The 20,966-nt window shown below is 43.6% G+C and carries 20 protein-coding genes; 7 read left to right on the top strand and 13 right to left on the bottom strand.

What is annotated here, in order from left to right; translation table 11 throughout:
- Window positions 1-17: 17 nt before the first annotated feature.
- The 4 genes from AC07NA_RS21920 to AC07NA_RS21905 are packed head-to-tail and all read right to left on the bottom strand — an operon-like array spanning window position 18 to window position 3,147.
- Entirely contained in the window at window positions 18-1,520 is a 1,503-nt protein-coding gene (locus AC07NA_RS21920; protein ID WP_494899778.1) for a S41 family peptidase, read from the bottom strand.
- 60 nt (window positions 1,521-1,580) lie between these two features.
- On the bottom strand, window positions 1,581-2,189 hold the full coding sequence (locus AC07NA_RS21915; protein ID WP_494899776.1) for an HAD family hydrolase: 609 nt from the start codon (window positions 2,187-2,189) through the stop codon (window positions 1,581-1,583).
- Window positions 2,179-2,490: a hypothetical protein gene (locus AC07NA_RS21910; RefSeq protein ID WP_345209890.1), complete on the bottom strand. Its 312-nt coding sequence runs from the start codon at window positions 2,488-2,490 to the stop codon at window positions 2,179-2,181. The genes AC07NA_RS21915 and AC07NA_RS21910 overlap by 11 nt, the downstream gene beginning before the upstream one ends.
- A gap of 3 nt (window positions 2,491-2,493) precedes the next feature.
- Window positions 2,494-3,147 (bottom strand): ABC transporter ATP-binding protein, encoded by a 654-nt coding sequence (locus tag AC07NA_RS21905; protein WP_494899774.1) that lies wholly within the window; start codon window positions 3,145-3,147, stop codon window positions 2,494-2,496.
- A 173-nt stretch (window positions 3,148-3,320) separates the two neighbouring features.
- Here AC07NA_RS21905 and sucC point away from each other — a divergent pair, with 173 nt between their 5' ends.
- Window positions 3,321-4,514 (top strand): ADP-forming succinate--CoA ligase subunit beta, encoded by a 1,194-nt coding sequence (gene sucC / locus AC07NA_RS21900; RefSeq protein WP_345209892.1) that lies wholly within the window; start codon window positions 3,321-3,323, stop codon window positions 4,512-4,514.
- Window positions 4,515-4,871: 357 nt separating this feature from the next.
- Here sucC and AC07NA_RS21895 read toward each other — a convergent pair whose 3' ends face one another.
- Window positions 4,872-6,512, bottom strand: coding sequence for an FMN-binding glutamate synthase family protein (locus AC07NA_RS21895; protein WP_494899771.1), 1,641 nt, complete (start codon window positions 6,510-6,512; stop codon window positions 4,872-4,874).
- 178 nt (window positions 6,513-6,690) lie between these two features.
- On the opposite strand from AC07NA_RS21895, the gene AC07NA_RS21890 reads away from it, so the two are divergent.
- Together AC07NA_RS21890 and AC07NA_RS21885 are read left to right on the top strand one after the other, a co-directional pair.
- Window positions 6,691-7,224: a YceI family protein gene (locus AC07NA_RS21890; RefSeq protein ID WP_345209894.1), complete on the top strand. Its 534-nt coding sequence runs from the start codon at window positions 6,691-6,693 to the stop codon at window positions 7,222-7,224.
- A 95-nt stretch (window positions 7,225-7,319) separates the two neighbouring features.
- Window positions 7,320-7,940 (top strand): L-threonylcarbamoyladenylate synthase, encoded by a 621-nt coding sequence (locus AC07NA_RS21885; protein ID WP_345209895.1) that lies wholly within the window; start codon window positions 7,320-7,322, stop codon window positions 7,938-7,940.
- On the opposite strand, the gene AC07NA_RS21880 is transcribed toward AC07NA_RS21885, so the two are convergent.
- From AC07NA_RS21880 to trpD, 5 genes are all read right to left on the bottom strand, one after another.
- Window positions 7,937-9,949, bottom strand: a complete 2,013-nt coding sequence (locus AC07NA_RS21880) for an ATP-binding protein (RefSeq protein WP_494899770.1) — start codon at window positions 9,947-9,949, stop codon at window positions 7,937-7,939. The two genes, AC07NA_RS21885 and AC07NA_RS21880, sit on opposite strands and share 4 nt — an antisense overlap.
- A 331-nt stretch (window positions 9,950-10,280) precedes the next feature.
- Window positions 10,281-11,051 carry a tryptophan synthase subunit alpha gene (trpA, locus tag AC07NA_RS21875; RefSeq protein WP_494899769.1) on the bottom strand — a complete coding sequence of 257 codons (771 nt, stop codon included), beginning with the start codon at window positions 11,049-11,051 and terminating at the stop codon, window positions 10,281-10,283.
- Window positions 11,051-12,232, bottom strand: coding sequence for a tryptophan synthase subunit beta (trpB, locus tag AC07NA_RS21870; protein WP_494899767.1), 1,182 nt, complete (start codon window positions 12,230-12,232; stop codon window positions 11,051-11,053). Before trpB ends, trpA begins: the two co-directional genes overlap by 1 nt.
- Window positions 12,216-12,857, bottom strand: coding sequence for a phosphoribosylanthranilate isomerase (locus AC07NA_RS21865; protein WP_494899766.1), 642 nt, complete (start codon window positions 12,855-12,857; stop codon window positions 12,216-12,218). Before AC07NA_RS21865 ends, trpB begins: the two co-directional genes overlap by 17 nt.
- A gap of 4 nt (window positions 12,858-12,861) precedes the next feature.
- Window positions 12,862-13,851: an anthranilate phosphoribosyltransferase gene (gene trpD / locus AC07NA_RS21860; protein WP_494899765.1), complete on the bottom strand. Its 990-nt coding sequence runs from the start codon at window positions 13,849-13,851 to the stop codon at window positions 12,862-12,864.
- Window positions 13,852-14,088: 237 nt separating this feature from the next.
- Between trpD and AC07NA_RS21855 the strand changes: the two genes are divergently transcribed.
- Window positions 14,089-15,075, top strand: a complete 987-nt coding sequence (locus tag AC07NA_RS21855) for an ion channel (RefSeq protein ID WP_494899764.1) — start codon at window positions 14,089-14,091, stop codon at window positions 15,073-15,075.
- Window positions 15,076-15,452: 377 nt separating this feature from the next.
- On the opposite strand, the gene AC07NA_RS21850 is transcribed toward AC07NA_RS21855, so the two are convergent.
- The 3 genes from AC07NA_RS21850 to recR are packed head-to-tail and all read right to left on the bottom strand — an operon-like array spanning window position 15,453 to window position 17,708.
- Entirely contained in the window at window positions 15,453-16,268 is an 816-nt protein-coding gene (locus tag AC07NA_RS21850; protein WP_494899763.1) for an SDR family oxidoreductase, read from the bottom strand.
- Window positions 16,252-17,088, bottom strand: a complete 837-nt coding sequence (locus tag AC07NA_RS21845; protein WP_494899761.1) for a glycosyltransferase family 2 protein — start codon at window positions 17,086-17,088, stop codon at window positions 16,252-16,254. Before AC07NA_RS21845 ends, AC07NA_RS21850 begins: the two co-directional genes overlap by 17 nt.
- 2 nt (window positions 17,089-17,090) lie before the next feature.
- Window positions 17,091-17,708 carry a recombination mediator RecR gene (gene recR, locus AC07NA_RS21840; RefSeq protein ID WP_494899759.1) on the bottom strand — a complete coding sequence of 206 codons (618 nt, stop codon included), beginning with the start codon at window positions 17,706-17,708 and terminating at the stop codon, window positions 17,091-17,093.
- 302 nt (window positions 17,709-18,010) lie between these two features.
- Here recR and AC07NA_RS21835 point away from each other — a divergent pair, with 302 nt between their 5' ends.
- Genes AC07NA_RS21835 through lepB form a run of 3 tightly spaced genes read left to right on the top strand, consistent with a single transcriptional unit; the run spans window position 18,011 to window position 20,912 of the window.
- On the top strand, window positions 18,011-19,495 hold the full coding sequence (locus tag AC07NA_RS21835; RefSeq protein ID WP_494899757.1) for a sodium:solute symporter: 1,485 nt from the start codon (window positions 18,011-18,013) through the stop codon (window positions 19,493-19,495).
- A 35-nt stretch (window positions 19,496-19,530) separates the two neighbouring features.
- The gene (locus tag AC07NA_RS21830; RefSeq protein ID WP_345209906.1) at window positions 19,531-20,238 is read left to right on the top strand and encodes an LOG family protein; all 708 of its coding nucleotides are present in this window, start codon (window positions 19,531-19,533) and stop codon (window positions 20,236-20,238) included.
- Window positions 20,239-20,255: 17 nt separating this feature from the next.
- A complete protein-coding gene (gene lepB / locus AC07NA_RS21825) occupies window positions 20,256-20,912 on the top strand; it encodes a signal peptidase I (protein ID WP_494899755.1) in 657 nt (218 codons plus the stop codon).
- The last annotated feature ends 54 nt before the right edge of the window (window positions 20,913-20,966 follow it).

Here is a 20,966-nt window from a genome sequence, read left to right as displayed (position 1 = left end):
TTTTAAATTTGATCAGCCTACTTACGCGGGCGATCAAGCACCATACCTTTAAAGCCATGGTTATTTAAAGCGGCGTTAACCGAAGTCATGCGTTTTAATGATTGTGTGCTTAGCGTACTTTTTTGTTTTGCTATAGCTACGTGGTTTAACGAACCTGTTGTGATATAGCTCAAAGCATTTTTCAGCATTTCTTCATTGGTATCACCAAAATCTTTAGATACATCGTCATTTGCCGCTATACCCGGAAAATCAGACGAGCCAGGTATCATACCCTGATAATAGTTAGCATTGCCTAAAGAATTTTTGGTTTCAAACTGGGCGATATACAGATCGTACTTGCCGATAGGGATAGAGAAAAAACCAACCGGTTTACCATAAGATTGCTCACCTATCACCTTAACATCCATTTGTGGCAACAGGTTGTTAATAGCCAGTTCGCTCGCTGATGCGGTACCACCTGTTACCAGGAAGCAGGCCTTATTTACGTTTAATGTGAGCTTCTTTGAGAAATTACGGGTATTGCTGGCTATGCTGAAATAACCATTAGGTATATTATATATTTGCTCCAATAATGGATATTTTCCGTTTTGAAGATTAGTATTATAATACGTTTTATACATCAGGCTACCATTTTTTGCAGTAGGTACAATAAGGTTAGCCAAATACTCCGAAGTAGCTACAGAGCCACCGCCGTTGTAGCGCAGATCCACTACCAAATCGGTAACACCTGCTGTAACAAACGAATTAAATGCTTCATCAAGCTTTGGAGTAGCATTAGCAGGCACTGTAAAAGTGTTGAATACCACGTAACCAACCTTATGGCCGCCGGTTTCAATTACCTTGTAAGTTAGTACAGGGTTTATAGTATATTCTGCTACCGCTATAGTGGCGTTAAAAGTACTACCGTCAGGCTTTTCGAGGTTAAGCGTAATATTATCGCTCGAATAAAAAGCCGTAACCAATGCGTTATCAGATAATGAAGCGGTTGTGGCACCGTTAACCTTTACAATTTTATACCCGCGTTTTAAACCCGCGGTTGCAGCAGGCGAACCCGGGTAAACATATTTTACATACAGGTTATCATCGGCATTGTAGCGTGGTAAAAAGCCGAAATCGCCATTGGTACCGCCTAACTCGCCGGATACCGAACCATCATCAATAAAAGAATATTTTGAGGCACCGGGGGCATTAACATTATACTCATAAGGTTTTAATGTAGCAGGGTTAATCTTATACTGCGAAATGGCATCTACCTCATTTTGCAAAGCTGCACCATCGCTACTACCGGTAAATGAGCGGGGTTTAAAGGTTTTATAATCGGGCAAAGCATCATACCACAGGTAATCTTCTTTTGAAAATAAAAATACCGAATCCTTTATTTTATCTAATGCCGATCCCGTAGTTGGAGGAATATTGCCGTCACCTTCTTCTACCGGATCAGGAGTATCCTTTTTACTTTTGCTGCAAGCGGCCAACAGCACTACCAGCGCTATACCTGCAAGGCGTAAATTTTTCTTCATTTGTCAGTGTTATAATTTGAATGTATTAACGGAAGATACGAAATATTGTTACATACAGGTTTACAAAAACAACGCAGAACTAAAATAATCTGTTCCAGCGGCTTGCGCGCATAATTCGTCGGCTTCGGAGTTGCCTATCATCACCACATCCCGGCGCTCCAATTGGTGATCTTTTAACAATTGGTTAATAATGTCGGGCTCGGGTTTGGCGCTTACTTCGTCGGCAAAGTAGCAGGTTAAATACGGCTCTAAACCGTTCCACTCGGTATGCTTTATTTTATTGAGTTGCTGCTGCGGGTTGCCATTGGTTACAATGAAGATCTTTTTGCGGTCGACCACAATAGCCTGCAACAAATCGAGCATGTTCTTATACAGTAACAGCATCAGGGGCACCTTGGCGGTTAGCAGCATATCATCAAAGTTGGCGCGGTATTTTTCGTCGACATTAAACTTTTGCTGCAATTCGTTGAATACCTCATCCTTACCTTTTTCTTCGTAGGTTTTAGCCATGAGGCTTACCATGGCTTTGGCATCCCATAGTTCGGTATATTCCAGCAAGTTGGCATACAGGTAATAAACCTGGTACAGGTAATCTTTTTCGGGATAAAGCACATTATCCAGCTCAAATATAAAGGCGGTTTTACGCGGATCTATATCGCTATATTTCATTAGCGGGTGTTAGTATATAAATATTGTATTCGTTAAATAATAGTTCGGCCTCTTTTAAAAGCAGCATTTCTTCCTGTTTTAAAGGATATAATGCTTCAATATCATTATCAAGGCAAAGGGTAAGCATCAGGTGCGCGTAACTGGCCGCCTGCGGATCGGGCAGTTTGATCATAGCGCCGGGTTTCAGCATAAAATCGGGCAGGTCTTTATAGTCGCCCAGTATTACTTGCTTGCCGGTTAATGCATTCTTTATTTTATGCGCTGCCGCAGATGTTGCATGGGTTATTAAGGTATAAGGCATAGGTTACTTTGCAATCAATCCGTCTTTCATTAATACCTTACGGTTTGATAGGGCCGCGAGGTCTTCGTTATGGGTTACGATAACAAAGGTCTGGTTGAAATCGTTCCGCAGCCTTACAAAAAGTTCGTGGAGTTCGCGGGCATTGGTGGAGTCGAGGTTACCTGATGGTTCGTCGGCAAATATCAGTGCCGGATTATTAACCAGCGCCCTTGCCACGGCTACCCTTTGCTGCTCACCACCCGATAACTGGTTGGGTTTGTGGTGCAACCTGTCGCCAAGGCCTAATAGTTCCAATAGTTCTGTAGCCCTTTTGCCTGCTTCAGCTTTTGATTTACCGGCAATAAAAGCCGGGATGCATACATTCTCCAGCGCATCGAACTCGGCCAGTAAGTGATGAAACTGAAAGATAAAACCGATCTCGCGGTTACGGAAACCGCTTAATGCTTTATTGTTCAGTTTATTTACCTCGATATTGCCAATGAAGATACTTCCCGAATCGGGTCTATCCAGCGTACCTAATATATTAAGTAGCGAACTTTTGCCTGCGCCGGACGCGCCAACTATAGTAACAATTTCGCCGCGGTTAACTTCCAGGTCGACACCCTTAAGTATTTGCAGCTGACCGTATGATTTATGTATGGATTGTGCTTTGAGCATGTTGCAAAGGTAAAAATTTAGTGAGTAGTTAATCTGCCCAATTAATGATGGGCTTAAATTAATAAAACAGTAATATAGCCTGTCAGTTTAATCTAACAAATCAACTTAATAACACACTAAACTTTCACTTAATACAAAAAAGTGTAGATTTACCGCAAATACTTTAAAAGACTATGAATATTCACGAATATCAGGGTAAAGCCATATTAAAAAGCTTTGGTGTAAGGGTTCAGGAAGGTATAGTTGCCGACACTGTTGACCAGGCTGTTGAAGCTGCACAAAAGCTAAAGGATGATTATAATTCAAGCTGGGTAGTTGTAAAGGCACAAATACATGCCGGTGGCCGTGGTAAAGGCGGCGGTGTTAAACTTGCTAAAAACCTTGATGAGGTAAAAGAAAAAGCAGGCGCTATTTTGGGCATGCAATTAGTTACTCCGCAAACCGGACCTGAAGGTAAAAAAGTAAGTAAAGTATTAGTAGCACAGGATGTTTACTATCCGGGCGAAAGCGAAACCAAAGAGTTTTACATCAGCGTTTTGCTTGACCGCGCTAAAGGCCGCAACATTATCATGTACTCTACCGAAGGTGGTATGGACATTGAAGAAGTTGCAGAGCACACTCCGGATAAAATATTTAAAGAAGAAATAGATCCTAAAGTTGGTTTACAGGGTTTCCAGGCGCGTAAAATTGCCTTCAACCTTGGTCTTTCGGGCGATGCCTTTAAAGACATGACCAAGTTTATCACCGCGCTTTACAAAGCATATATAGCTACCGACTCATCAATGTTTGAGATTAACCCGGTACTAAAAACATCTGATAACAAAATATTAGCGGTTGATGCTAAGGTAAACCTTGACGATAACGCGTTATACCGCCACCCGGATTATGCCGCCTTACGTGATACTGCCGAAGAAGACCCAACCGAGGTTGAAGCAAGCAAATCAAACCTTAACTATGTAAAACTTGACGGTAACGTTGGTTGTATGGTTAACGGTGCCGGTTTAGCTATGGCTACCATGGATATTATTAAACTTGCCGGTGGCGAGCCTGCCAACTTCCTTGACGTAGGCGGAACGGCTAACGCGCAAACTGTTAAAGCGGGTTTCAACATCATCCTGTCTGACCCTAACGTTAAAGCTATCCTGATCAATATTTTTGGTGGTATAGTACGTTGCGACCGTGTTGCACAAGGTGTTATTGATGCTTACCAAGAAATTGGCAACATCCCTGTACCTATCATTGTACGTTTGCAAGGCACCAACGCTGCCGAAGCAAAAGAACTGATAGATAACTCAGGCCTGAAAGTATTCTCAGCTATTTTGTTAAAAGAAGCTGCTGAAAGAGTTAAAGAAGTTTTGGCTAACTAAAGTTAGATTCGAGATATTAGATGTGAGATAGCATCTTTTTAACAAGAAAAGCCACGCATCAGCGTGGCTTTTCTTGTTAATGTATAATGTTTGCTTGAGAGGGGTAAATATTATAACGTTATACCGACTCACCCCGACATCGCTTCGCTCGTCACCCCTCTCTCCGCAAGCGGAAAGAGGGGTTTTGTTATTATTATTTTTTAATCCCTCTTTACGGCAAAGCCGAAGAGAGGGAGGTCCAGCGAAGCGTAGACCGGGTTAGTTAATTATACGCTTTGCTTAAACCCTTAACTTAGCAGCTATCTTCTTTACAGAGGACTTAGGTGAGGCAAATAATGCATGCGCTCAACCTAAATATTATTGTGTATAAGCGCTCGCTCCGCCATATTCCACTGCACCCACCTTATTATAATCGGGTACAAAGGTATGTTCGCTGCTGATGGCCATATCCAGTTCGTATTGTAATGGATAAGGGGTTTTAAGCAGGCTGCCTATCGGGATATAAGGGAACAGCTGGGCATACGTTTGAATTTGGTTAGGACTTATCCTGCGGTAAATGAACTGGCGATGCAGATCGCAGGGCTTTTGCAGACCTGCCGCGCCAATCATTTGTATGGCGCTGCTTACCGTTAGGTTATGGAAACTGGCCACCCTTGTTTTTTTATCGTCAACCACCAAGCCTTTCATCAGGCTTTTATTTTGTGTGGCTACGCCTGTAGGGCAGGTATTGGTATTGCACTCCAAAGCTTGTATACAACCCAGGGCGAACATCATTCCGCGGGCGCTGTTGCACATATCGGCACCTAAAGCAAAGTTCTTCACCAGGTCAAAACCCGTAGCCACCTTGCCCGAAGCGATCAGCTTGATATGCTTTTTAATGCCGAATCCCGTAAGGGCATCGTACACAAAAGCCAGCGCTTCACGCAGCGGCATGCCTACCGAGTTTGAAAACTCCAGCGGTGCCGCGCCTGTGCCGCCCTCTCCACCATCAACCGTTATAAAATCAGGATAGATCTGTAACGCGATCATCGCTTTACAGATAGCTAAAAACTCACTTTTATGGCCGATGCACAATTTAAAGCCTACCGGTTTACCGCCCGAAAGTTCGCGTAGCTTTTTGATGAACTGCATCATCTCCGTAGGGGTGCTAAACGCGGTATGGTATGGCGGCGATACCACGTCCTCTCCCGTTTCCACCAGGCGGATGCGTGCTATCTCCGGCGTTACCTTGGCCGCGGGCAAAATACCACCATGCCCCGGCTTCGCCCCTTGTGATAGTTTGATCTCTATCATCTTCACCTGCGGTAGTACGGCTCGCTGGGCAAAGGCTTCTTCGTTAAAAGTACCGTTCTTATTGCGGCAGCTAAAATAGCCTGTACCTATCTGCCAAATAATATCGCCGCCGGGTTTAAGGTGATAATCGCTCAGGCCGCCTTCACCAGTATTATGGGCAAAGCCGCCTATTTGCGCGCCGCTGTTAAGGGCCAGTATGGCGTTCTCACTCAGCGAACCAAAACTCATGGCCGATATATTATAAATGCTGGCCATATAAGGTTGAGCGCATTGCTCATTACCCACTTTAACCCGCGGATGCAAATTGAGCTTTGAATGATCGATAGCGGCAATGCTGTGGTTTAGCCACTCGTAACCGTTTTGGTATACATCTAATTCGGTACCGAAGGGGCGGGTATCATCTACCTTTTTAGCACGCTGGTATATTACGCTGCGGTACTGCCTGTTGAATGGCGTTCCGTTGGTATCGCTCTCAATAAAGTACTGGTATATTTTAGGGCGAAGATCTTCCATCACAAAACGCAAATGCCCGAATACCGGGAAGTTGCGCACAATACTGTGCCTCGGCTGAAACATATCGTAAACGCCTAATGCAAAGATGGGTAGCAGTATAACCAGCGCCCAGGCAGCCGGTGGCCAGATAATAGTCCACGCGCCTACCAAACCCAGTATTACAATGGCCGATATAACGAAAAGCTTTCTCATAAATAATAATTAAAAAATGTAAATCTAACCATAAGGTTAAACATTTTATGTACTTATGTGGTTAAACACCTACCCCATTGTCTGGCAAATGTAAATTAGAAAAATCAAATTACGTGTTTAAACATCTATTTGTATATTTGTATCATAAAACAATTTAAAAACAACAATCATTACAATCATGGCAACTACAAAATGGGCATTAGACCCAACCCACTCAGAAGTACAATTTAAAGTAAAACACTTAGTAATTTCAACCGTAACAGGTTTTTTCAAAACATTTGAAGGCACTTTGCAAACCGAAGGTGACGACATTACAGGCGGCGAAGTTGATTTCTCTTTAGATGTTGACAGCATTGCTACCAACCAGGAGCAACGCGATGGTCATCTGAAATCGGCAGATTTCTTTGATGCTGAAAAATATCCAAAGATCACTTTCAAATCAACTGCTATAACCGCGGCAGGTGACGACGAATATAAAGTAGAGGGCGACCTTACCATTAAAGACGTAACCAAACCGGTAACATTAACCGCTGAATTTGGCGGCTCGGCTGATGACTTTTATGGTAATACCAAAGCTGGTTTTGAAGTAACCGGTAAAATTAACCGTAAAGATTTCGGTTTAACCTGGGATGGCGTAACCGAAGCAGGTTCTATCGTTGTAGGTGAAGACATCAAATTGATCTTCAACGTACAATTCGCTAAACAAAAATAATTTTTCTGAAGTTGATATATAGGAATGAGGCCATCTGTTTTGCAGATGGCTTTGTTATTTTAAAACCTTTTTAGGAGTATATTTGCTATACTATTATGTTAATAAAAATATACCCCGAAAATCCTAACCCTAAAGCAATTGAACAGGTGGTGGAAGTACTGCGTAAAGGCGGCCTCATCATTTACCCTACCGATACCGTTTATGGTTTGGGTTGCGATATTACCAACCATCGCGCTATCGAGGCTATTTGCCGCATTCGTAACATCAAACCCGAAAAGGCGAATTTCTCGTTCATCTGTTACGATCTCAGCCATATATCCGACTATATAAAGCCTATCGATAACACCACTTTTAGGGTGTTGAAAAAGGCTTTGCCTGGACCGTTCACCTTTATTTTTAACGCCAGCCACATGGTGCCCAAGCTATTAAGCTCCAACAAAAAAACAGTAGGTATCCGTGTGCCCGATAATGATATTGCGCGAGAAATTGTACGTGTTTTAGGTAACCCTATCCTGTCAACCTCCATTAAGGATGAAGACGAGATCATCGAATACTCTACCGACCCGGAACTGATCTACGAGAAGTATGAAGACAAGGTGGATATAGTGATTGACGGAGGATATGGCGGCAACGTGGCTTCAACCGTAATTGATTGTACATCCGGCGACTTCGAAGTGATACGTGAAGGTAAAGGCGACCTGGAACTGTATCTTTAACTATCCTGTTTAACGGCTTCGTATTTTTCTAACTGCTGTTTTATTTTGCTGTATAGTTCTGTTGTGCTAAATGGCTTTGATACATAATCGCTCATGCCTATTTCCAGGCAACGCTCGTATTCCCCTTTTATGGTGTGCGCCGTCATGGCTATAATGGGTATATTCTTTTTGGCCGATGCCATATTGCGGATGTATACAGTAGCCTCATAACCGTCCATCTCGGGCATTTGCAAATCCATCAGTACAATATCGTAATGGCCTGCTTCTAATTTTTCAACGGCAATTTTACCGTTGTCGGCAATGTCAATTTCAAATTCCTGTTTTTTAAGCACCTTTACCACCAATAACTGGTTAATCTTGTTATCCTCAACTACCAGCACCTTTTTCCCCTTACCTATCCTGTTAAAAATATCCTGGCGTTCAACAACCGCTGTTTCTGCCGGCGCAAAGGGATCTTTCTTTTTAGCTTTTTTAAATGATAACCTGAAATGAAATGCCGAACCCGCGCCGGGATGGCTGTTCAGGAATATGGTACCGCCCTGCATTTCAACCAACTGCTTAACTATACTTAGACCCAGGCCTGTACCGCCAAACTTACGAACGCTACTGTTTATGGCCTGTTCAAACACCTCAAATATCTTATCCTGCTTATCCAGCGGTATACCTATGCCGGTATCCTTCACTACAAACTCAACCACTATGTCATCGGCTGTTTCTTCGGCACATACTACGGAGATGCTTACATCCCCGTTATCGGTGAATTTTATAGCATTTGATATCAGGTTAAGCAATATCTGGTTCAGGCGCACGGCATCGCCAATTAATACGGCAGGTACATCGCTGCCGGTTTGGTAAGTGAGGTTGATGTGTTTTTCAAGCGCCTTCGGCTGCATAATATTATAGGCCGAACTCAGTATATCCTTCAGTTTAAACGGCAGGCTTTCAAAAATGATCTTACCTGCTTCAATACGCGAAAAATCGAGGATATCGTTCAATATCACCAGCAAATTATCGCCCGAACGGATGATCGTCCGGATAAATTCGTGCTGTTCTTTATTCAGCTTTGATTCATCCAGTAAACGCGCGAAACCAAGTATCGCATTCAGCGGCGTGCGGATCTCGTGGCTCATATTAGCCAGGAACAGCTGCTTTACCTTTTCAGATGCCTCGGCTTTTTCCTTCTCACGGGTCAGGTTTTCCTCTACCACTTTAAGGTCGTGAATGTTTTTTTCAAGCTTATCGGTCATGGAGTTGAACGAAGTAGCCAGCTGACCGATCTCGTCACTTGAGTACACCTTAACACGGGTATCTAAAATACCCTGCCCTATCAGCCTGGCCCCGTCAATAATAGCCTTTATACCCCGCTCAATACCATTACTTACCGATACCGTTATAATGATGCTGGTAGTACCAATAGTTAACGAGAGTGTAAGCAGCAGCTTCAACACAATACCCTCGAGCCAGCGGGCACCTTCACCAAGCGTGTAGGAGAATACATCCTCCAGTTTGGTCACCTCGTTGTTCATTGATGCCAGTTTTTGCAACTGCACATCAATTTGCGCTTGCGGGGCGCCTGCCAATATCATGCTATGCATTTTTTCACCAATGGGGATCAGTTGCGACATCATGGCTTCGGCTTTAGACCAGGCGGTGAATGCTTTTTCGAGATAAGATACATCGTGAAAATTCCTGATAAGCCTGATCATGCCGTCAATATCGTCCGGGTGATTACGCCCTTCTATAAAACCCTGGCGGGTGATGGCCATATCGGGCTCTTGTTTAAGCAACTCTTTACGGGCTTTACTATCGCCAAGCGGCACATTCAAAAAATCTTTAAACGCGGTATAATCTTCTTCCTTGTGCGAATAGGCATAAATACGCAGCCTCAGCACAGCGTCCTTCTGCGATTTAGACCACAGGCCCTCACCATTTACATACGAGCGGACAGAAGACAGCGTAGTAATAGCAAACCATAGGGTACACAATTCGAGCGTGATCAGCACCGCCATGATCGCTATTGTGAAATATAGTTTTCTTGATATAGAAATGTCATTCAGCTTTCTTTGCAGAATTGATATCATATCGTGCTTAGATATACGTAAGCAGTACACATAGTGCCTTACCCGTTAATTTTAATTTAGTTAATAGTGATAATATAGGATGTTAATTGATTTCAAACGGCAGATGCATACGGCACCCTAATGTGAAATAAAACTATACTAAAAGAAGGGAAAAAGCAACTTGTTCTGCATGCAGATGACCGTTCATTATAACCATTTTGATATCGATTGCCTAATAATTTAAATAAGCAAACCGATATCAATCTTTGGTTAATAAATATTATGGCCGTATGGATTTCACAAAGGCGGGAATATTTTCGAGGTAATTTTCGGTGCCTAAATGTTTAACAAAAGCACTGCCTACAATAGCGCCGTTGGCATGTTCGCAAGCTTTTACAAAGGCCGCGTTGCCCGAAATACCGAAGCCGATAATAGCAGGATTTTTCAACTGCATGGCTTCTACCCGCTTATAATAATCTTCAATAGCGGTAGATACTTGCAGGCTGCTGCCGGTGATGGATGATGACGACAAGAGATAAATAAAGCTGTTACTTAAATCGTCAATCTTACGGATACGCGCTTCGGCAGTTTGCGGGGTAACCAAAAACACGTTGCTCAGGTTATTATCAGTAAAGTAAGATGAATAGAGTTTTTCGTACTCGTACATAGGCAAATCGGGTACTATCACGCCGTCTACCCCAACTTCGGCGGCTTGCTTGCAAAAACGCTCCACACCATATTGTATAATGGGGTTTACATAACCCATTAATATTACGGGGATGCTTACACGTTTGCGCAGTTCTTTCAATTGCTCAAAAAGGATGTTCAGCGTCATGCCGTTTTCAAGCGCCTGTTCAGAGCTGTGCTGAATGGTTGGCCCGTCGGCAACCGGATCAGAATACGGGAAACCTATTTCAAGGAAATCAACCCCGGCTTTTTCAAGCGCTTCAGCAATATCAACGGTAGTATTCAGTTCGGGATAACCTGCCGTGTAATAAATGGATAACAGGTTATTAGTTTTTGACGCGAAAAGGTTTTGTAAACGATTCATTAATATCCAAAGTGCTTTATGTATGTATCTAAGTCTTTATCTCCCCTGCCCGATAAGCAGATCACCACGTTATCGGTAGGTTTAAAGGTCATTTTTTCGAGGTAGGCTATGGCATGCGCGCTTTCAATAGCCGGGATGATGCCTTCGAGTTGTGAGCATAACAAACCTGCCGCTAACGATTCATCATCGGTAATGCTTACGTATTGCGCCCGGCTGGTTTTGTACAGGTGCGCATGCTGCGGACCAATACCCGGATAATCCAAACCTGCCGAAACCGAATAAGGTTCAATCACCTGTCCGTCGTCGGTTTGCATCAGAATGGTACGTGTACCATGCAGCACCCCTTCGCGGCCTAAAAAGGTAGTAGCTGCCGAGTGGCCACTGTTTACACCTTTACCGGCTGCCTCAACGGCTACCAGCTCTACCGATTCATCATCTAAAAAGTGATAGAACATCCCCATGGCATTGCTGCCGCCGCCAACGCAGGCCATTACATACTCGGGCAATTCCTTACCGGTTTGTTCCAGCAGTTGCTTTTTGGTTTCGAGGGAGATAATGGATTGAAAACGGGCTACCATTTCGGGGTAAGGGTATGGGCCAACTACCGAGCCTATAATATAGTGGGTATCTTCAGGGTTACCTATCCAATCGCGCAGAGCCTCGTTAGTGGCGTCCTTCAAGGTTTTGCTGCCCGATTTTGCCGGAATTACCGTGGCACCCAGCATTTTCATACGCGATACGTTTGGCGCCTGGCGTTCCATATCAATTTCGCCCATGTAGACTACACACTCAATACCACGCAAGGCACATACGGTAGCAGTTGCTACACCGTGCTGACCGGCACCGGTTTCGGCGATCACCCGCTTTTTACCCAGGCGTTCGGCCAATAAAATTTGGCCTATGGCATTGTTTATTTTGTGCGAGCCGGTGTGGTTCAAATCTTCACGTTTGAAAAATATGTTGGCGCCATATTTCTCCGAAAATCTTTTGGCCAGGTATAGCGGCGATGGCCTGCCTACATAATCGCGCAATAGCTGATCGTATTCGTCTTTAAAGCTGTCATCTTCCAACACCTGCAAATATTGCTTGCGCAGGGCTTCAATATTGGGGTATAACATCTCGGGGATATAAGCCCCGCCAAAATCACCGTAATATCCGTCTTCGTTAACTCCGTAATTCATGGGTACCAAGTTCCTTAATTATTTTAAAAGCTGTTCTTAAATCTTCAATATTCTTTACTCCCGGAGCTATTTCAAACCGGCTGTTTAAATCAACACCATACAATTGCGGGTGTTCTATTTTTGCTATCTCACCTAAATTATCAAGGCTTATACCGCCCGATAAAAAGAATGGCACATTCAGCGTGTACTTATTCAGCACCCGCCAGTTAAAAATTTTGCCCGAACCGCCATGTTTATCCGTCTTAGTATCGAACAGAAAAAAGTCGACATGGTTTACATAAGGCTTCAATAGCTCAAAATCAAATTGCTCATCTACACCAAAAGCTTTCAATACGGTTACTTTACCTTTAAACTGCGCGCAAAACTCCGGGCTTTCGTTACCGTGTAATTGTATGGCGGCAAAATCGTATTTGGCAATCAGGTTGGCTATTACCTCTGCTGTTTCATTTACAAAAACGCCTGTTTTTTGTATGGCAGCAGGTATGGCCAGCGTTACCGCTACCGACAATACATCAATATAGCGTGGCGAAGGTTCATAGCATATAAAACCCATATAATCGGGCGCGAGTGTGGTTAGCGCTTCAATATTACCGGGTTCACGCATGCCGCAAACTTTTATCTTCATGGCCTTAATTAGCAATTAAAATTTTGAAACTGTTCAGCGCTTTTTTCGATAGCAGCGACTCTTCGGCCTCGTAAAAGCTATCGGCAAAGCTTTTTTCGGGATTGATGGTTTTGATGGCCAGCGCCGCGTTACACAGCACCACATTGTTTTGGGCCGATGTGCCTTCGCAGTTCAGCACGCTTGTAAATATCCCTGCCGATTCGGCAACGGTGTGCCCGCCTGTAATTTCGCTCGCGTTCAAGCGCTCGAAACCCAAAGCATCTATCTTGTTGATCTTTTCGCCATCTGCCGAAAATGTTTTAAAATCGCCGGTAAGGGAAACTTCATCATAGCCATCCAGTGCGTTTACTATCGTATAGTTAGCATCTGATTTTTGGTACAAGTAGGCATACACCCTTGCCAGTTCGAGGTTAAACACCCCTACTAATTGGTTTTTAGGCTTCGCCGGATTTACCAGCGGTCCCAGCATATTAAAGAAGGTTTTCACACCCAGTTCGCGGCGAATAGGTGCTACAGTTTTCATAGCCGGGTGAAACAATGGCGCGTGCAGAAAGCTAATATTAGCCTTATCGGTACTTTGCCTCAACTTATCCATATCGCTGGTGAACTGGTAACCCAAGTATTCTATCACGTTTGATGAACCGCAGCCCGATGACACACCGTAATTGCCGTGCTTAGCCACCTTATAACCCGCGCCGGCCACCACAAAGGATGCAAGGGTTGATATATTAAAGGTATCCTTACCATCGCCACCTGTACCGCAAAGATCTATCAGCGAATCGGTTTGCAGGTCAACCGGCAGGCAAAGTTCCAGCATGGCATCGCGGAAACCTTCCAGCTCGGCAACGGTAATGCTGCGCATGCAATAGGCCGTCATGAACGCTGCCATTTGCGAGGTGTTGTACGCACCCTGCGCTATGTCGGTAAGTATTTGTTTTGACTGCTCCCTTGTGAAGGTTTTGTGCTCAAATAAATGATTTAATATAGCTTTCATCAGTACCGCTCTCGTTTGGAGATTTATTGTTAATCAATTTCCTGCTGTTATGGCCCTGCCAGGATAAAGGGCATAAAAAAAGGGTTACCTTATGGCAACCCCTCTGTATATTATTTAAAAAACAAACATGGTTTTGCCTTACGATTACTCGTTAAGCCACCACCAGTTGTTGTTTAATACTTTCATTATTTTTTGAATGGCACAAATATGGAAATATTTTTCTGAAAAGCAAGCAGAATGATAATTTTACAGAAACGCTTCAGCAATCCGCAAAAAACACACATGGCCGACCACATCTCCAAAGAAAACCCCGAAGACGATCTTGGCTTTGGCCCGCAGCCCGTACTTAAAAGTCAGCCGCTGTTAAACAAGGATGGTTCGGTAAATATCAGACGCACCGGCATCCCCTTTTTCAACACGGCCGATAACTATCATTCGCTTATTACTATGAGCTGGGCCAAGTTTTGGGCGATAGTATTGAGCGGCTACCTGGTAACCAATTTGATTTTCGCCTGCATATATGTAGCATTGGGCAGCACTTCGCTCGATGGGCATAGCGGCCCAACCATGGTCGACCGCTTTTTGGATGCCTTCTTTTTTTCGGCACAAACCATATCAACGGTGGGTTACGGGCATATCAGTCCGCAGGGAATTGCGGCAAACACCGTAGCCGCCATTGAATCAATGATGGGTTTGCTGGCCTTTGCACTGGCAACAGGTTTGCTTTACGGTCGTTTTTCGCGCCCAACGGCCAAGATCATCTACAGTAATAATATCCTGATCGCCCCGTATCGTGATGGCGGCAAGGGCGTGATGTTCCGCCTGGCTAACTTAAGGCGCAATGTATTGCTCGACCTGGAGATTGAAGTGATCTTCTCTTATAACGAACTTGTAAACGGCAAACCTACCCGCCGTTTCTTCCAACTTGAACTGGAACGCAAAGCCGTAAGCCTGCTCACCATTAACTGGACGGTAGTACACCCTCTGGATGAGAATAGTCCGCTGTACAATATGCCGCCTGCGGAAATGGAAGAAAAGCAAGCAAGTTTTTCGGTATTACTGAAAGCATTTGACGACACCTTTTCCCAAACCATCCACTCCCGTACAGCCTACCGCCATTGCGACATGGTATGGGATGCCAAGTTCGTACCATCATTTGATCGTGATGAAGACGGCCGTATCGTGTTTGATTTAAGTAAGATCGGGAGTTTTATGAAGGGGTAAGTGGTTAGAAGCGTTGGGCGTCAGTTTGTAAGCAAATTCTAATTAGGTTGTGCTTTTGCTGTAATTAACGTTAGTCTGCTCTTGGGCGCAGGGCCCCATTACTTTTGAGGGCAAAAGTAACAAAACCCTTGTCCAGCAAAAGGCTTCTTTGCCGCACAGGCCATACCCTGCAAAGCGTGCAGAACTTTGGGCTGGAACTTTTGCCCCGCCGCGCTATCCATCCCACATGCAACAAGTTCACTATGCCCGCCTTTGCGCTCCAAGCCAACACAGTTCTGCCCGCTTTCACCCGAAGCTGTTTGCTGACGATGAAAAAGCCCTCTCCTTTGGAGAGGCAAACACTCCATTGCGATGAATGAAGCAATAACAAATCACCTTTATTTCAATAACGAATTACGCTCTTTAGCGAACAAATCATACACCTTTCCATCTAACCAGGCCGGTAATATTTTATTGAGTAATACGGTGAGTTTGCCCTGCCTTGTCAAAATTAATGTGCGTGACCTATTTTCAACCGCGTCGGCTATAGCTTTTGCTACCTCTTCGGCGGTCATCATGTTAGCTTCATCGAGGGTGCTTTCACCTTGCGATTCCCCGTTTTTGTTTAAGGCGGTGTTACGGATGTTTGATGCCGTAAACCCCGGAGAGGCGGTTAATACATGAACACCGGTTTTTAAGTTCTCTACCCGCAGCGCATCCAGAAAACCATTCATAGCAAACTTTGATGCCGAATAGCCTGAACGTCCCGGTAAACCTTTATACCCTGCAATGGAGGATACGCCTACTATACTACCCCGGGTTTTCAACATTTCGGGCAGGGCATATTTAGTACAATAAACTGTACCCCAAAAGTTTACATCCATTAACGTTTTTAAAACTTTAACATCGGTATCCTTAAATAAAGCCCGCATAGTTATGCCCGCGTTATTGATCAATATATCAATCCGGCCAAAAGTGGTAATGGCCTGCTTAATTAAATGCGCGCAGTCCTCTTCAACAGCTACGTCGCAGCTAACAGCTAAAGCACGTATAGGATATTGTTTTTCGAGCGATTCGGTGATTTGGCATAAGGTGACATAGCGGCGTGCGCCTAATATAAGATTAGCGCCTCTTGCGGCAAACTCTGTTGCCAATGCTTTACCTATGCCTGATGACGCGCCTGTAATTACAACGATCTTATCTTTCAACTTCATATTGTGCCTGGTACATTTGAGGAATGCCGCCAAGGTTTATTTTTGGCACCTCAAACAAGTATTTGGCTACGAATATAAACATCGCCCCATAAAAATGGCGGACGTAGTTCCAGCTAAATTTATGCGCTTTATGCACATTAAAGTTGATGATATATGTTTTGGGGAAGTAGTAATTTTTAAAACCTTCCATTTTTAAGCGGAAAGAAATATCAATATCGTACCCGTATTTAAAGAAACGCTCGTCGAGCAAACCGGTAGTGTTGAGCGCTTCGCGGCGCAATAAAAAGCAGGCGCCATTTAGTACATCAACCTCGGTAGTTTCAAACTCTTCGGCCCAGTTGGCGTATTTACGGTTGGCGATATGCGATTTCGGAAAATATTTGGCCAGGCCGGTAAATTTAAAAAGTTTAGCCCAGCCCCTGTTAAACCCATATTTTGATGATGCCAGGAAATGTCCCTGCGGGTTAACCATGCGTACGCTTACGCCACCGGCATACTGGTGACTATCCATAAAATTAATTATTTTTTCGAGCGTATCGCTGCCGGTAATCGTGTCCGGATTGATCATGAGGATGTACTCTCCATGAGACACTTTGATGGCCTGGTTGTATGCTTTTGCTACACCTATGTTTTTATCGTTCTCGATAAGCTTTACTTCGGTAAATTCTGCCTTCAGCATGCTTACCGATCGGTCTGTTGAGCCATTGTCAACCACAATTAATTCACAATCAAAACTATTACAAGCTTTAATTAAAGAACTGATTGACTGCCTTAACCAGGCACATACATTATGGTTCACCACAATTACAGACAACTTCATACTTACCGGGTTAGCGAGTTTTCATACGGAACACGTGTAGCGATGGATCGTCCAAGGGTGATCTCATCCACGTACTCTAATTCCCCACCAAAGGCTATGCCACGGGCTATTGTTGAAATGCTTATTGCAAAATGTTTTATCTTTTTATTGAGATAGAAGATGGTGGTATCACCTTCCATAGTGGCGCTCAGCGCAAAAATGATCTCTTTCACTTCGTTACCCGCCAGGCGTTCTACCAGTGTATCCACCTCCAGATCCGATGGCCCTACCCCATCCATGGGTGATATTAACCCGCCCAAAACATGGTATACACCATTATATTGATTGGTATTTTCAATAGCCATCACGTCTCGGGTATCTTCAACCACGCATATCAGGCTTTTATCGCGCCGAGGCGACGAACATATCTCGCACACCGGCTGATCGGCTATGTTATGGCAAACTTTACAAAACTGAATTTCGTTACGAAGTTTGGTAATAGCCTTACTAAACTGGTTAACCTCCTCTTTATCGCGGTTAAGCAGGTGCAACACCAACCGCAAAGCGGTTTTTTGCCCCACACCCGGTAATTTAGCAAACTCGGTAACAGCATCTTCAAGCAACTTCGACGAAAAGTTCATGGCGCGAATTTACGGAAAAGTCTTAGAAGTCGGAAAGACCGAAAGTCGGCAAGTCCGGAAGTTAGAAAGGACGAAAGACATGATAGTTGGAAAGACCGTAATTCTGGAAGTTGAAAAGTGACGACCTTTAGCACTCCTCCGAAAATTAAATTGTTATTTATAGAAAAACTTTCCGACTTTCGAGAAAGAGCTAAAATGCTTCCGGACTTACCGACTTTCGGTCTTCCGGACTTAAAAAACTAAAACACTTCCGGACTTACCGACTTTTCGGACTTCCGGACTTAAAAACTAAATAAAACCCTATGTCGCCCGGTATACTGCTTACTTTTATAATTGGTTATTTTTTAGTGCTAATGGTTATTTCGTGGATCACCTCGAAAAAATCGTCGGATAACGATACTTTTTTTGTAGCCAATCGTAACTCCAAATGGTATTTGGTAGCCTTCGGGATGATAGGCACTGCCCTGAGCGGCGTAACCTTTATATCGGTACCCGGTAAGGTAGGCGCGCCAAACGGCGATCAGTTCGCCTATTTCCAATTCATATTGGGCAACGCGGTAGGCTTTATTATTATAGCGACTGTATTATTGCCGCTTTATTACCGCATGCACCTCACCTCTATATACAGTTATATTGAAGGCGCACTGGGCAAATGGAGCTATAAAACTGCCGCAGGTATATTTTTAATAAGCCGCACAATTGGCTCATCCTTCAGGCTTTATCTCGTGGTGATCGTGCTACAGCGTTTTATTTTCGATAGTTATGGAGTGCCCTTTGCCGCAACGGTGCTGATATGTCTATTGCTGATATGGTCGTACACGTTTAAGGGGGGCTTAAAAACCATTATTATTACCGATAGCCTGCAAACGTTGTTTTTGGTATCGTCGGTTTTCCTGTCTATCTACTTTATTTGCCGCAGCCTTAATTACGATATTTTCGAGGCGGCAGAAGCCATCAAGAACAGCAGCTATTCAAAGGTGTTCTTCTTCGAGAACTTTTTAACCAGCACCTTCCACTTCAGCAAGCAATTTTTAGGCGGATTGTTCATCACCGTAGCCATGACAGGGCTTGATCAGGACCTGATGCAGAAGAACCTGAGCATGAAAACCATCGGCGAAGCACAAAAGAACATGTTCAGCTTTACGGCTATTTTCGTGATCATCAACATCTTCTTTTTAAGCGTTGGTGCCTTACTCTACATTTACGCCAGCCGCAATGGTATCAGCGTTGAAAAAACCGATTACCTGTACCCCACCATCGCCTTAAAATACCTGGGCATACTACCCGCCATGGTGTTTATGCTGGGTTTAACCGCAGCCACTTTCGCCACTACAGATTCGGCCTTAACAGCGCTTACCACCTCTTTTTGTGTAGATTTTTTAAACTTTAATAAACGCGATGATGTGAATAGCAAAAAGATGGTTAATGTGCGCCACTATGTACACATCGCCTTTTCGGGGCTCATGTTTTTAACCATTATCATCTTCAACTCCATTAATAATGATGCTGTGGTTGGCGCAATTTTCCGGGTGGCATCATATACCTACGGTCCGCTGCTTGGCTTATATGCTTTCGGGCTGTTTGTGAGCAACAGGCAGGTAGCTGATAAACTGGTGCCTTTTATTTGTTTAATATCGCCGGCGGTATGCTACTTTTTAAAAGCACACTCGGCCACTTGGCTGGGCGGTTATGTTTTTGATAACGAACTTATTATTGTAAACGGTTTAATTACATTCGCCGGACTATTCCTCACCTCCAAAACCAAAACAACGGTAGCTGCTTTGTAGTTTACTATACTTAAAATACTTTGTGAAAGAACGATATGACTAATGACGAAAAAATAAGACTCGCCTTTGAAAATAAAAACTGGCAGGAAATTAAAGTGACCGACTCCTGGCAGATCTTCAAAATAATGGCCGAATTTGTTGACGGCTTTGAAAAAATGGCCAAAATAGGCCCTTGTGTATCCATCTTCGGTTCGGCACGTACGCATAACGACCATGACTACTATAAAACCACCGAACACATAGCCCGCCTGCTTACAGAACGTGGCTATGGTGTAATATCGGGCGGCGGACCGGGTATTATGGAGGCCGCCAATAAAGGCGCTTACGAAGCCGGTGGCAAATCGGTAGGGTTAAACATCGAGTTACCTTTTGAGCAATTCCATAATAAATATATCGACAGGGATAAGCTGATGGAATTTGATTATTTCTTTATCCGCAAGGTGATGTTTATGAAATACTCGCAGGGCTTTATCATACTGCCGGGTGGTTTTGGTACCATGGACGAATCTTTTGAGGCCATCACCCTGATACAAACCGGTAAAATTGCCCGTTTCCCTATCGTTTTTGTAGGTACCGATTACTGGGGTGGCCTTTTCGACTGGGTAAAACAAAAAATGCTCGACCAGGAAAAGAACATCAGTCCGGATGATTTGAACCTGTACCGCGTAGTTGATACCGCCGAAGAAGCGGTAGAACACATCTTCCGTTTTTATGATAAGTATGTATTGAAGCCGAATTTTTAAGACCAGAATATCATTGCATGAAAAAACCTATAATAATACTTGCCTGCTTATTTGTTTTCATCATAACGGCGTGGGTAGTTGCAAGAATGACTAATGTGATCACCTTTCTGAGCATGCAAGGATATGCGAATAACCCAACACTGCCTTATCAAGGTAAAATGTTTGCAACACGATTGAAAGATCCTGAAAGGGGTAGTTTTATTTGTTTTAAACTTGGCGGTGAATCTTCTGTTTTTAGATGTATTGCCAAAGCAAATGATATTGTTGAAATAAAAGACGCGGTAGTTTACATTAATGGCAAAAAACAAAACGAACCTTTTGTATGGAACGAGTATTTAATTTCAACTGCTCAGCTAAATAGCATACTGGGTTATATAGAAAAAAACAATTATAAAACCGATATTATTAATGATAGTACTAACACTATTATATTAAGTGAGAATGATTTAAAAACGTATCACCTCAACCTTAAAAAGTACATTTTAATGAAAGATACTCTAAGTGCTTTATATCCGGCGTTTAAACAAGCTGGCTATAGCCCTGATAATTTTGGCCCAATAAAGGTACCCGAGAAAAGTTTCTTCGTATTGGGTGACAACAGGCACGAAGCCGCTGATTCAAGATATATCGGTTTTGTTAAAGAAGATGATGTATTTGCCACAGTAATAAATTAGTACTCCTCGGGCATTTCATAAAAAAAGCGATAGTTTTCACTATCGCTTTTTTTA

Source organism: Mucilaginibacter sp. GW821-FHT07G05, assembly GCF_059418565.1.
This window is presented reverse-complemented; position numbering and strand designations above follow the sequence as displayed.